At 35.0% G+C, this 13,158-nt stretch carries 11 protein-coding genes; 2 read left to right on the forward strand and 9 right to left on the reverse strand.

All coding sequences use genetic code 11. The features are described from left to right. Window positions 1-237: 237 nt before the first annotated feature. Complete coding sequence (gene aspS, locus GXM17_RS13535) at window positions 238-1,989, reverse strand: aspartate--tRNA ligase (protein ID WP_163399858.1); 1,752 nt, start codon at window positions 1,987-1,989, stop codon at window positions 238-240. 156 nt (window positions 1,990-2,145) lie between these two features. Here aspS and GXM17_RS13540 point away from each other — a divergent pair, with 156 nt between their 5' ends. Beyond that, complete coding sequence (locus GXM17_RS13540; RefSeq protein WP_163399859.1) at window positions 2,146-3,141, forward strand: TlpA family protein disulfide reductase; 996 nt, start codon at window positions 2,146-2,148, stop codon at window positions 3,139-3,141. Window positions 3,142-3,361: 220 nt separating this feature from the next. Continuing rightward, a complete protein-coding gene (locus tag GXM17_RS13545; protein ID WP_163399860.1) occupies window positions 3,362-3,709 on the forward strand; it encodes a toxin-antitoxin system YwqK family antitoxin in 348 nt (115 codons plus the stop codon). A 53-nt stretch (window positions 3,710-3,762) separates the two neighbouring features. On the opposite strand, the gene GXM17_RS13550 is transcribed toward GXM17_RS13545, so the two are convergent. The 8 genes from GXM17_RS13550 to GXM17_RS13585 all read right to left on the reverse strand — a co-directional run bounded on the left by GXM17_RS13550 (window position 3,763) and on the right by GXM17_RS13585 (window position 12,970). After that, on the reverse strand, window positions 3,763-5,319 hold the full coding sequence (locus GXM17_RS13550) for a PepSY-associated TM helix domain-containing protein (RefSeq protein ID WP_163399861.1): 1,557 nt from the start codon (window positions 5,317-5,319) through the stop codon (window positions 3,763-3,765). Window positions 5,320-5,325: 6 nt separating this feature from the next. After that, window positions 5,326-5,625: a hypothetical protein gene (locus GXM17_RS13555; protein ID WP_163399862.1), complete on the reverse strand. Its 300-nt coding sequence runs from the start codon at window positions 5,623-5,625 to the stop codon at window positions 5,326-5,328. Between the two features lie 3 nt (window positions 5,626-5,628). Continuing rightward, entirely contained in the window at window positions 5,629-5,961 is a 333-nt protein-coding gene (locus GXM17_RS13560) for a hypothetical protein (protein ID WP_163399863.1), read from the reverse strand. A 160-nt stretch (window positions 5,962-6,121) separates the two neighbouring features. Then, entirely contained in the window at window positions 6,122-9,313 is a 3,192-nt protein-coding gene (locus GXM17_RS13565) for an efflux RND transporter permease subunit (protein ID WP_163399864.1), read from the reverse strand. 7 nt (window positions 9,314-9,320) lie between these two features. Then, window positions 9,321-10,382, reverse strand: a complete 1,062-nt coding sequence (locus GXM17_RS13570) for an efflux RND transporter periplasmic adaptor subunit (protein WP_163399865.1) — start codon at window positions 10,380-10,382, stop codon at window positions 9,321-9,323. Between the two features lie 2 nt (window positions 10,383-10,384). Then, window positions 10,385-11,722 (reverse strand): TolC family protein, encoded by a 1,338-nt coding sequence (locus tag GXM17_RS13575; RefSeq protein WP_163399866.1) that lies wholly within the window; start codon window positions 11,720-11,722, stop codon window positions 10,385-10,387. A gap of 20 nt (window positions 11,723-11,742) precedes the next feature. Next, a complete protein-coding gene (locus tag GXM17_RS13580) occupies window positions 11,743-12,342 on the reverse strand; it encodes a TetR/AcrR family transcriptional regulator (protein WP_163399867.1) in 600 nt (199 codons plus the stop codon). A 106-nt stretch (window positions 12,343-12,448) separates the two neighbouring features. Continuing rightward, window positions 12,449-12,970, reverse strand: coding sequence for a YceI family protein (locus GXM17_RS13585; protein WP_163399868.1), 522 nt, complete (start codon window positions 12,968-12,970; stop codon window positions 12,449-12,451). Window positions 12,971-13,158: the final 188 nt, after the last annotated feature.

Consider the following 13,158-nt stretch of genomic DNA (forward strand, 5'->3'; position numbering starts at 1 on the left):
AATATTGATTTACAGTGATTTCTGTGTTTTTATTACTTAAAAATTCATATGAATATCTTTAAATTTAGATTCATTTATTAAAAATAAAGCAATTTCAACACTTATTTTATTGTAATAAACGGACTACTTATTAAAAATTCGATTTTTTTGAAATTCTTACAATAATTTCAAAAAAAGAAAAAAGAGCGACATAAATCAGTCACTCTTTCTATTTTTTTCTTGTAAAATTTTATTTAACTATTTCAAATCCAGTTTAATCGATAATTCTTTGAGTTGGGAATCATCAATTGCAGCTGGTGCATCAATCATCACATCGCGGCCTGAATTGTTTTTAGGGAAAGCAATAAAATCCCTAATCGTTTCCTGACCTCCTAAAATAGCAACTAATCTGTCTAAACCAAATGCTAAACCTCCATGTGGCGGTGCTCCAAACTGAAATGCATCCATTAAGAACCCGAATTGTGCTTTTGCTTCTTCTTCGGTAAAACCTAAATATTTGAACATTAACTGTTGTGTCGCTTTATCGTGAATACGGATAGATCCTCCACCAATTTCATTTCCGTTTAAAACCATATCATACGCATTTGCACGAACTTTTCCTGGTGCTGTTTCTAACAATGCAATGTCTTCTGGTTTTGGAGAAGTAAACGGGTGGTGCATGGCGTGGTAACGGCCGCTTTCTTCGTCAAATTCCAATAATGGGAAATCCACAACCCATAGCGGAGCAAATTCTTCAGGATTACGTAATCCTAAACGTGTTGCTAATTCCATACGAAGTGCAGACAGTTGTGCACGTGTTTTGTTTGCAGGTCCTGAAAGTACAAAAATCATATCGCCTGGCTTTGCTTCCGTTGCTTTTGCCCAATTTGTTAAATCTTGCTGATCGTAAAATTTATCTACAGAAGATTTAAAAGTTCCGTCTTCGTTGCATTTTACATAAACCATTCCGGATGCACCAACCTGAGGACGTTTTACCCAGTCAATCAATCCGTCGATTTCTTTACGGGTATAATTTCCGGCTCCGGGAACCGCAATTCCCACAACCAACTCTGCTGCATTGAATACAGGGAATTCTTTATGTTGTGCAAATTCGTTTAATTCGCCAAATTTCATTCCGAAACGAATGTCCGGTTTGTCGTTTCCGTATGTTTTCATGGCATAGTCGTAGGTAATTCTTGGGAATTTATCTACTTCAATACCTTTGATTTCTTTTAATAAATGTCTTGTCAATCCTTCGAAAATATTCAAAATATCTTCTTGCTCCACAAATGCCATTTCGCAGTCAATTTGCGTAAACTCCGGCTGACGGTCTGCACGTAAATCTTCGTCACGGAAACATTTCACAATCTGGAAATATTTATCCATTCCACCAACCATCAAAAGTTGTTTGAAAGTCTGTGGAGACTGCGGCAATGCATAAAACTGTCCTTCGTTCATTCTGCTTGGAACAACGAAATCTCTTGCTCCTTCCGGAGTTGATTTGATTAAGTATGGCGTTTCAACTTCGCAGAAATCTAAATCTGACAGATATTTACGAACTTCCATTGCCACTTTGTGGCGGAATAACAAGCTGTTTTTTACCGGGTTTCTTCTGATATCCAAGTAGCGGTATTTCATTCTGATGTCTTCTCCGCCATCAGTTTCATCTTCAATTGTAAATGGAGGAGTTAAAGCTGAATTCAGGATTGTTAATTCTGAAACTAAAATTTCGATTTCACCAGTCGGAATGTTTTTGTTTTTGGCTTCGCGCTCAATGACAGTTCCTTTTACCTGAATTACAAACTCTCTTCCCAGCGTTTTTGCTAATTCGAAAACAGTTGTATCGGTACGGCTTTCGTCAAAAATAAGTTGTGTAATTCCGTAACGGTCACGTAAATCAACCCAATTCATAAATCCTTTATCACGTGATTTTTGCACCCAGCCCGCAAGTGTAACTTCGGTATTAATATTTGAGGCGTTTAGCTCGCCGCAATTATGACTTCTATACATTGATGAAAATTTTAGACTGCAAAAGTAAACACAAAATTCAAATTAATACAGAAAAGTAATAACATGATGCTTTATAAATTTGAAATATTTTGTTAACGCCTAATTTTCTTACATAGAATTTCTTTAGCTTTGGAACTCAAAATAAATACTTCCATTATGAAAAAAGCTATTCTTTTAACTCTAATTATGTTCAGCATTTTTAATGTTAATGCACAAACTAAGGATAAAATCAAGTTTACTGCTAAAATTGCGAATAGAAACAGCGATACTTTAGTTATTCGCGGCGCTAATAATTTTAGTCAAATCATACCTGTTGATAAAAAAGGCATTTTTGCAGCTACTTTTGAAGCCCCGAAAGGATTTTATCAATTTTCTGACGGAACTGAAGTTTCCGGTTTGTATTTGAAGCCTAATTCTGAAGTTAATCTGACGATGGATGCGAAACAATTTGATGAAACGATTGTTTATAAAGGAAAAGGGGTAGATGAAAGCAATTTTCTGGCTCAATATACTCTGAGCAATGAAAAATTTCAAAATGAAGCTTTTTCTAAGAGTGAAGGAGAGTTTAAAGCGCTTTTAGATGCAAAAATAAAATCGGATGTGGAAAATATTGAAAAAGGGAAATTTGATCCTGAGTTTCAAATGGCTTTGAAAAATTCATTTGCACAATTTAGCCAATATGCTGCACAGACGTATGAAAGCACAGCAAAAGCGAACAAACTGAAAGGAACACCTTCGCCGGATTTTGATTATGAAAACTATAAAGGCGGCAAAACAAAGCTTTCTGACCTGAAAGGGAAATATGTTTACATTGATCTTTGGGCAACATGGTGCGGGCCTTGCAGGGCAGAAATTCCTTTTTTGCAAAAAATTGAAGAGAAATACCATGGCAAAAATATTGAATTTGTCAGCATTTCAATTGACAAAGCTAAAGACAATGAAAAATGGAAGAAATTTGTAGCTGATAAAAACTTAGGTGGAATTCAGTTATTTGCAGACAAAGATTGGGAATCTCAATTTGTTATGAGTTATGGTGTAACCGGAATTCCAAGATTTATATTGATTGATCCAAAAGGGAATATTGTAAATCCGGATGCAGAAAGACCTTCATCTCCGGATCTTGAAAAACAATTAGACGCATTATTGAACTAAAATATTTACATAATTCATGAAATTTACAACGTTATCGTAATTTTTAGCCATCTTTAAAAATCCCAGTAAAACCAATGCCTGAGCATTGGTTTTTTTATATCCGGATCATTTCCAATGTTAAGCTTTTATTTAATGTTACCAAATTGTTAAGCAAAAGTTTTTTTAATGTAAACAATTAATTATATTTGATAAAGATTTGATAACATTAATACCTAAAGATATGAAAAAGTGTGTAATTTTAGTTGCAATATTGTTCTCTGGAATTTTAGTTGCACAAGAAACAAAACCTGAATTAGAAGCTGTTGGAAATAAAGTAAGAGCTACTTATTATTATGAAAATGGAAAAGTACAGCAGGAAGGCTTTTTTAAAGAAGGTAAATTGGATGGCGTCTGGGTATCTTATGACGAAAATGGAAATAAAAAAGCTATCGCAGAATATTCAAACGGATTGAAAACCGGAAAATGGATTTTCTTTAATGACAAAAACATTTGCCAGGTAGATTATTCTAACAGCAAAATTAATTCGGTTAAAAATTTAGAAGAAAAAGTTGTTGCTCAGAGAAATTAAGTTAATTTCAGTAACTAAAAAAGGAGAAAATTGAATTCAATTTTCTCCTTTTTTTATATTTCTGCTGCTGTATTATCTTTTGGTTTTAATGAAAAAGCAACATATAGTGTAATTGATGCCAGCACAATCCAGAAAACATCAATAAAGAAAATCTGAATCCTGTTTTGCAGGAAAGAACTCCAAAACCAGTTTCCGGTAACGATTCCATTTGTAAGCGGAATTAAAAAGCCTAAAACACTTCCTGAAATCAGGCACCATTTATTGGTAAAAGCATCATTCTTTTTAATGATAAAAAAGACTGTTAATACTAGCCATCCTATAAAGTAAACGCTGTAAAGATCAGACTGGCTCAAATGAAATAATTTTACAGATATAAAAGCCAATGCTGTAACAGGGTACATGCTTAAGCAAATAGCCAGATAAATACGGACAACTCCTTCATTGAAACGGCGTTTTTTTTCGGGCATGTTTTTTTTATCTCTTGCAATCAGCCAGATCATAACGCCTGAAATAATTACAAAGCAGGTTATAATTCCTAAAACAAAGCTTACTATTTTCAGGGCATAGCCACCGTAGTCACCAAAATGGATGCGGTATAAAACATTTTTAACAATATCTAAATAATGATTTTGTGTTTCAGGGTTTTTCCTTGCAACTTCTTTTCCGTCAGCAATGCGGTAAACTACTTTTCCGATTCCCGTAAATTTTTTGGTTCTTAATAATTCGCCTTCAACTAAAACATGCATGTTGGTATCGCCGTAGTTCTGAATCATTACACGGGTAATTTCAAAATCCTTCCAATTACTTTTTGCTTTAGAAACTAACTTATTGATGTTAAAAGGGGCTGCTAATTTTTTGTTGTCAAACTTAAACTCAGGATCTGTATATTCGAGTTCTTTGTATAATTTATCCTGATCGCCTTTGTAAAGTGTCATAACTGCAGGAGCCACGATGAGAAGTTTAATCATAAAAAAAGCACCAGTCACTGCATATACAAACTGAAAAGGCAACCCAATCATTCCTAATGCTGTATGCGCATCAGTCCATAATGTTTTAAGCTTTTCTTTTGGGCGAAATACATAAAAATTAGACACAATTTTTTTCCAGTGTAACAAAACCCCGGTCACAATTGCAAATAAGAAAAACAGAGCAATAAAACCGGAAAGGTAATATCCTACAGGATACGGAATCTGAGCGAGGAAATGAAGACGATATAAGAACTCTCCAAGAGAATACGATTCTTCGTAGGTTGATGTTTTATAATTTTTGGTATCCAGATAAAAAAAACTGCCTTCTTTTTGTTTTGCTGGTGCCAAAGTATCTTTGGTCCCTTCTGCATAAATGTTTACCCTTCTTTCGTTACTGTGTTTAGAAATGGTGATATTTCGACCGTGCAGAATATATTCTTTGTCAAGTATTTTTAAGGCAGCATCGTAGTTTAAATCAATTTCCCGTGAAACAGGAGCTGATTCATTTTTTTCCCAATTGATGATTTCGTCCCTGAAGAAAGAAAATGAACCGGCAAAGAAAATCACAAAAAGAACGACGCTGATAACAATTCCGCTAACAGTATGCGTATGAAAATAAATATTATAATTACGATTACTCATGGGTTATTATGCAGTTGGATTATAGGTTTGTCCCAGATATATTAAAAGAGAGAAAATGATTGAAAGGGATATGTAAACCATCCAGATTTTCCATCCATTTTTGGCTAAAAAAGCAATAACCATGAATGCTACCCAAAGAATGAAACCACTAAAAGCCATTGTGATGAGTATATCAGCTCTGTTGAACCATGAAGCTAATGCTAAATGAAAGGTAACCGAAACAAAGTAACCGCCCAATATGGCAGCTGTAATTTTGGCAAACCTTTGCCATTTAGACTGAGTTAAGTATTTAGGATTTGCAGGCATGGTTTAGGCGTAATAAAATTCTAATAAAGCGACAATTATGAAAAGGCATAACAATGTTATTCGGCTTATTTTTTTGAGCGGCGCCAATATCACAATTAAACTTCCAACGGCCATTAGCTGAATAAAAAACATCAAAGTCCCGCAGCCCAGTGATTTTGTAGAAAGCCAAAACAAATAGGCAGATAAAAGCAAAACTAATCCTGTGATTTTGGTTTGTTTTGGGTTTTTCTGCATCCATTTTTCAAAACCTAAATCATAAGATAAAATAGCTCTTTTGGAAGTGTAATATAAAGTGTAAAAAGCTAAAAAAACGATAAGACTTGCTATTGTTATCATAATCCGAAATTTATGCAGCAAATTTAGTTTTTGAAGTAACACAAAACAAATTATTTTTATTTATTCCAAATAAGATGCGGGTTACTGTTATAAAAATAAAAAAACCTGCTCAAATTAATGAAACAGGTTTTTTACAAATCAAAAATTAAATTTATAACGATTAATGATTATGTTTCGGAGTGAAACCATCTTCGCTCATTTCTAAGTGGTCGTAATCGGCTTTCATTTCTGCATCGTAATCTACTTTTTCATCTTTGCCCATTCTTCTTAAAATAGAATCAAACAATGAATATACTACAGGAACAATAATCAAAGTCAGGAACAATGATGATGTTAAACCTCCGATAATTACCCAGGCCAGACCGTTGTTCATTTCGGCTCCGGCTCCTTTTGCAATTGCGATAGGAATCATACCAAAAATCATCGCTATAGTGGTCATCAAAATCGGACGAAGACGTGCATGGTTTGCCTGAATTAAAGCATCATGCGTATTGACTCCTTCTGCTTTTCGCATATTGGCAAAATCGACAATCATAATTGCATTTTTCGCTACCAGACCAATCAGCATAATCATACCAAGCATGGTAAAAATATTCAAAGAATTTCCTGTCAAAGCCAGAATTACCATAACTCCGATTAATGCCAGCGGAATAGAGAACAGTACCACAAAAGGATATACAAACGAATCGTATAATGATACCATTACCAGATACACAAGAATAATAGCCGCTAACAGCGCAATTCCTAAGGTACCAAAACCTTCAGTCTGGTTTTCCATATCACCACTCCAGATGTAGCTTACACCTGCGGGTTTGGTTTTTTCGTTATCCATAAACATGGCTGCCCATTCGTTAGCCACATCTCCTACCGGACGTCCTACTACTTTTGATTTTACCTTTACAGATGGCGCTTTATCCCTACGTTCTAACAAACTCGGTCCTGAACCCATTTTTACATCTGCAAACTGGCTCAAACGAATTTTTTCTCCCTGAGGATTTGTAAACATCAGGTTTCTTACATCTTCAATTGATTGTCTGCTGGCGTCTCCAAAACGAATATTGATATCATATTCATATTCTCCTGCTCTAAATTTACCATCAGTATTTCCGCTGAAAGCCGTTTGCATGTTCTGTCCCACACTAGCTAAGTTTAAGCCTAAAGAAGCCATTTTATCTCTGTCGATATTTACCTGAACCTCCGGGCTGCCACCATCTGATGACAACTCAGCATCAACTGATCCCGGTACTTTTTTCAACAACTCCAAAATACGATTTGCTTCTTTATTCGCTGTTGCATTATCCGGACCTGTAACTACCATTTCAATTGGTGCCGCATCAGCTCCCATTAATCCGATAGGTGCTGTTTTAAATTCAACACCTGTGAATTTTTCTTCTAGTGCTCTTTTTATTTTAGCCGATTTAATATCGGTACTTTCGTCACGCAGGGATTTGTCAACTAAATTTACCTGAATTTCAGATTGGTATAAAGTAGCCTGAGCTGCCCCAAAACCAGTAGATTGTTGTCCCACAGTAGTAATCATATCCACTACTTCTTTATCATTTCTAAGGAATTTTTCGACGTCTAACGTCAGCTGATTGGTTTTTTCAACCGAGGCATCTTTGGTTAATTCCATTTGTACCAGAAACTGACCTCTGTCTGTTTTAGGGAAGAATTCACCACCAATGAATCCACCGCCTAGTAAACCCATAGTAGTAACAATAAGAAGTAAGAATGTCAAAACAACACTCATAACTCTTCTAAGAGTTGTTTTCAGGCACCACTCTAAAATTCCGGAAATCCAGTTTGTGAAAGTATCCAATTGTTTTTCAAACCAGAGAATAAATCTTTCAAAAGGATTTTTACCCGTTAAATGAACCAATTTTCCATATCTTGAAGACAACCACGGAATAATGGTGAAAGACGCTAATAATGAGAACATAGTTGCAATTACTACGGTCACACAAAATTGTGCTAAAATATCAGATACCAATCCGGAACTCATCGCAATTGGCAAGAACACCACCACAATTACCAGTGTGATAGCAGTTACTGTAAATCCAATTTCTGAAGCTCCATCATAAGCTGCACGAATTCGGCTTTTACCCATTTCCATGTGACGGTAAACGTTTTCTAAAACCACAATCGCATCATCCACCAGGATACCAACCACCAATGAAAGTCCTAATAAACTCATTAAGTTTAAAGTATAGCCCATTAAATACATTCCGATTACGGTTGCGATTAATGAAACCGGTATAGAAACCATTACAATAAAGGCATTACGGATATTATGCAAGAATAAGAGCATTACTGCTGCCACCAGAATAATAGCTAAAAACAAGTCAAAAATTACGTGGTCAGCTGCTTCTAATGTAAAATCGGTGGTATTATCCACAATTTTTACTTTTATAGCTTCATTTTTAAAACTTCCTTCTACCTGACCAATAGTTTTTTGAATTAATTCAGAAACCGTTACCGCATTCGCATCGGATTGTTTTTTAACCTGCATTAAAATGGTTGGCAACTGATTGTATCGTGCTACTTTTTCAGTGTCTTTTTGAGAATCAAAAACGGTTGCAATATCTGAAAGTCGTACCTGTGCTCCGTTTTTATTAGAAACCACAAGATTATTCATTTCGGCAACATCTCTGTACTTTCCTGAAAGTCGGATAGTTGCTCGTGAAGTTCTTGTTTTTAATGCCCCAGTTGGGAAATCAAGGTTTGAAGTCAAAATTGCCTGTTGTACATCGCTTATAGAAAGTCCGTAACCCTGCATTTTCTTTTCATCCAAATTAACCTGAATTTCTCTTTCCTGACCTCCGACAAGATCAACCTGCGCCACTCCGTTTACACGTGAGAATATGGGCTCAATTTTCTTGTCTAAAAGATCGTATAATTCTTTATTGTTCAGCTTATCACTAGAAACACTCATGGTGATAATGGGAAGATCATCTAATGAGAATTTTTGAAGTGAAGGCGCATCAACATCTTCAGGAAGATCTCCCAAAATAGCGTTTACTTTTCTTTGCGCGTCATTCATGGCATAGTTGACATCAGCTCCGGTATTCAGCTGAACCATTACTACCGACAAACTTTCGTATGATGAAGCTTCAACTTTTTTTACGTTTTCCAAAGCACCAACGGCATCTTCAATCTTTCGGGTTACCGAAGTTTCTACCTCACTTGGCGAAGCTCCAGGATACACCGTGGAAATGGTTACCATGTTGGTTTCAAATTTCGGAATCAACTCATACCCCATCATGGAGTAGCTTAACAAACCTCCCAGAGTAAGAATCGTAAAAAGTACGATTACCAGGGATGGTCTTTTGATCGATATTTCTGCTAACTTCATTTTTTAATTACTTTATGATGTTGATTTTAGAACCGTTTTCAAGATTAATTTGTCCGGAAGTCACGACTTTATCTCCTTCGTCCAATCCGCTTAAAATTTGAACTTTGTCACCGTACACTTTTCCTGTTTGCACTTTAATTAATTTGGCAGTATCGTTGTTTACTACAAATAATTGTCCGGAACTTACTCCTCCAACAAAAGCAGTAGCCGGAACAGTCATCAGGTCTTTAGTTTCTGAACTGTTGCTAGTGTTAAATGTAGCTGTAGCATACATACCTGCTTTTAGATTTCCTTTATTTTGAACTTCAATTTCTACAGGGAAATTTAAAGAGGCGTCACTTTTTGCCGCTATGAAAGTTATTTTTCCGCTAAAAGTATCATCAGGCAAAACATTTACATTAATCGAAACGTTTTGGCCAAGTGAAAGTTTTCCAATCTGACTTTCATCTACCAATACAGAAAGTTTTAAAGAATTAATATTAACGATTTCAAATAAAGATGTACCCGGTGCAACTACCATTCCGGGCTCTACCATTTTTTTATTAATGGTTCCGCTGATCCCTGCTCTGATTCTGCTGTCGTTTACCCTAACTCCCTGAGATTTTATTGCAGCTTGCGCATTTTTCAGTTGTAATCTTGAGTTGTCTAATTGCTGTTTGGTAACACCGCCAGTTTTATAAGCATTTTCGTAGCGCTGGTTATCAGCAATAGCATTTTGCAAATTATTTTGAGCTATCGTTAAATCTACCTCAATTGCATCTCTTTTGATAGTAGCTAAAGTTTGTCCGGCAGAAACTCTTGAGCCTTCTTTTACCATAACACTAACAATTCGACCGGAAATATCAGCTGACTGGTTCATTTCCTGTTTCGGTATAAAAGTACCATTTGCCGTATAATCGGTATTGATATTTTCTTTACTGACTGCAATTACGTTTACATTGATTTTATCTACCTGCTTCGCAACTTCTGCGACTTCCTGTTGCTGTTTTTCTTTGTTACCAATTATTTTATAAGCTGCCAGACCTACCAAAACAGCAGCTACAATAATATATATTAATGTTTTTTTCATTTTTAGTTATTTATTAGTGATTTTAATTGTCCTTTTGATTTGATTAGAGATATTTCAGCAATTTTATAATTTAAAACTGCTCTGGTAAAATTGTTCTGAGCTTCAAGTGATGCGTTTTCAGCATCTAATAAATCGGTTAAAGATGCTAATCCCTGAAGGTAATTGTTTTTTGTATTGCTTAGGATTTCTTTAGCTAACCGCATATTTTCTTGTTGATTTTTAATCGTGACAAGATTATTATCAATCTGAGCTATGGCATTTCTGTATTCTAAATCAAGAGAAAGCTTGGTATCTTTGATGTCCTCCTGCAAAGATCTGATTTCAACATCAGCCTGTCTTACTTTGGCACGGGTTCCGAAACCAGTAAAAATAGGTATATTGAGGTTTAATCCGATGGCAGAGTAATCAGACCAGTACACACCGTCTTTAGGTTTTGCAAACCAGGGCATTTCAGGTCCCTGACCTAAATAATTATATCCGGCAGTTAATGAAAGTGTTGGGTAATATCCTGCTTCAATTGCTTTTTTATTGAATACCAAAAGCTCTTCCTGTTTTTTCAAAAGCTGATACTCCGTTCTGTTTTCAATATTTGGCTCTTCTGTTAATGCAGCAGGAGCCACTTCAAATTCTTCTTTTGGCAACTGGATTACTGTTTCAATCGGCATTCCCATATAAAACTTCAAAGCATTTTCCTGTAATTCAATCTGATTTTTAATTTGCTGACGCTCAGTATCGATGTTCGAAAGTTTTACAATGATACGGTCAAGGTCGATTTTTTTAGCCAGTCCGTTGTCAAATTGTCCCTGAACAATATCGCGTACCTTTGCACTATTTACATAATTACTGTCAAGCAAAGTCAGTCTCTCCTGTTGAACGTAAACAGAATAATAATTGTTTGCCACTCTTTCGATAACCTGTTCTTCAGTTAACTGATCGTTTATTTGATAAAATTCACGTGTCGATTTTGCAGCTTTTAGTCCGGTAAAGACAGACTGGTCAAATATGGCCTGTGTTAAAGTAACTCCCGCAACAGAAGTCCATTTTTGGCCAAAAACAGCCTGGATAGTAGTGCCTGGCTGATTAAATCCTGCTCCGTCAATAACCTGAGTCTGTAAAATGGGATTGTATGTTAAGTTTCCGTTTGCGCTAATTTGAGGCAATGCTCTTGAACGTATTTCCTGAATCTGATATTCGCTGTTTTCAACCTGAAGCTTGGATTTTTTCGCATCAGCTTTATTTTGAAGTGCATAATTCACAGCTTCCTTCAGGGTTAAAGTGGTAATTTGTGCGTTGGCTGATAAACCAATTGTACACAAAAAAATAAAAATTATTCTTTTCATATATTTATAGATTGACGATTTTATTGGGTAATTTTTTTTAATTGTTTTTCTAGTTCCTGTATTCCTTTTTCGGTAGCCATGGCTCTGGTATGGTATTCCAAAGCTTCTAATTCTATTTCCTGGGCTTCCCTTTCCGAAATTGTATTTTCATTAATATGAAAGATTAAAGTATAATAAAATTTCACATAGATATCAATGTTCAGATCCTCACGGTAAAATCCCTCCCGGATCCCTTTTTCAATATTTGCCCTAAAATATTGAGTACACTGATTAATTTCTTTTGTTAGAACATTCTTATAAATTTCGGGATAATGCTTTTTTAACTGATAAATAGGAGAGGTATCACTGTTATTTTTGAACATATCACGAAACATCTCCCGGATTTCAAAATTTTCCTGAATCGAATTATAGTCTTTGGCGACAATGGTGTCAATTAAATCATGAACCTGTTTGTGAACCATTGCCGTACTTTCTTCTACTAAAACTTCCTTATTGCAAAAGTATTTGTAGATTGTTTTTTTCGAAATACACATCTCTCCCGCAATATCATCCATTGTAACGCTTTTAAACCCCAGTTTTAAAAACAAATCACTTGCTTTCGATATAATTTTCTCTTTCATTTTGATTTTCAATTGTATCACAAATATAATCAGGAAACTAAAGTTAAGAAAAAAGTTTCCGATATATTTGTAATAATTTTACATTAACTTATTCATTAAGTAAGATTTATATGCTGAACTCTAAATTGGCAATAAGTTTGATATCTTTTCCTAAAGCTAAGCCCCCGTTGTGATTATATGAGTTGTAGTCTAGTCCAAAATCCTGGCGTTTTATATCTCCCTTGATTTCAAAAGCTACTTTTTTCTCGCCGTTATAAGTGTTTTCACCAATAAACTCTGCATCTAGTTCAACAACCCTTGTTACATCTTTTATAGTCAAATCACCTTTAAAAAAATTAATATTATTATTCACCTTTTGAAAAGAAGTCGATTTAAAACTGATAATCGGATGCTCGTTTACATTAAACAAATCATTTAACTGTAAGTGCGAATCGATTTGTTGGAAACTGTCATTTTTGTTGTTTATGTCTAAAGAAAATTCAACAGAAGCATCTTCAATTTCATTGTCCTCTATCTTTACATAGCCATTAAATTTGTTTGTGTTTCCTCCCAAATAGGCAATTATCGAATGTCTCATTTTTATTAGAACATCTGACTGGCTGGAATCTACTGTCCATGTTGTCTTCATAAATCTTTGATTTTATTGAGTTTATAAATTACTCAAACCACAATGGAAACTTTAAAAGTGTTTAGGGTTTCCGATTGCAAATATAAGAAGGAAGCTCAAAACACCAAAAAAGTTTCCATGTTTTTTTAAAGTAAATTTAAGAGATTCAAATGAGTAAAATGTGTATTGATTTTTTGGGATAAAATATG

The organism is Flavobacterium fluviatile, assembly GCF_010645065.1.
Lineage (GTDB): Bacteria > Bacteroidota > Bacteroidia > Flavobacteriales > Flavobacteriaceae > Flavobacterium > Flavobacterium fluviatile.

Bases quoted from the DNA above. Each gene is read 5' to 3' on its own strand.
- aspS (WP_163399858.1), bottom strand. From the start codon at position 1,989: ATGTATAGAAGTCATAATTGCGGCGAGCTAAACGCCTCAAATATTAAT.
- GXM17_RS13540 (WP_163399859.1), top strand. From the start codon at position 2,146: ATGAAAAAAGCTATTCTTTTAACTCTAATTATGTTCAGCATTTTTAAT.
- GXM17_RS13545 (WP_163399860.1), top strand. From the start codon at position 3,362: ATGAAAAAGTGTGTAATTTTAGTTGCAATATTGTTCTCTGGAATTTTA.
- GXM17_RS13550 (WP_163399861.1), bottom strand. From the start codon at position 5,319: ATGAGTAATCGTAATTATAATATTTATTTTCATACGCATACTGTTAGC.
- GXM17_RS13555 (WP_163399862.1), bottom strand. From the start codon at position 5,625: ATGCCTGCAAATCCTAAATACTTAACTCAGTCTAAATGGCAAAGGTTT.
- GXM17_RS13560 (WP_163399863.1), bottom strand. From the start codon at position 5,961: ATGATAACAATAGCAAGTCTTATCGTTTTTTTAGCTTTTTACACTTTA.
- GXM17_RS13565 (WP_163399864.1), bottom strand. From the start codon at position 9,313: ATGAAGTTAGCAGAAATATCGATCAAAAGACCATCCCTGGTAATCGTA.
- GXM17_RS13570 (WP_163399865.1), bottom strand. From the start codon at position 10,382: ATGAAAAAAACATTAATATATATTATTGTAGCTGCTGTTTTGGTAGGT.
- GXM17_RS13575 (WP_163399866.1), bottom strand. From the start codon at position 11,722: ATGAAAAGAATAATTTTTATTTTTTTGTGTACAATTGGTTTATCAGCC.
- GXM17_RS13580 (WP_163399867.1), bottom strand. From the start codon at position 12,342: ATGAAAGAGAAAATTATATCGAAAGCAAGTGATTTGTTTTTAAAACTG.
- GXM17_RS13585 (WP_163399868.1), bottom strand. From the start codon at position 12,970: ATGAAGACAACATGGACAGTAGATTCCAGCCAGTCAGATGTTCTAATA.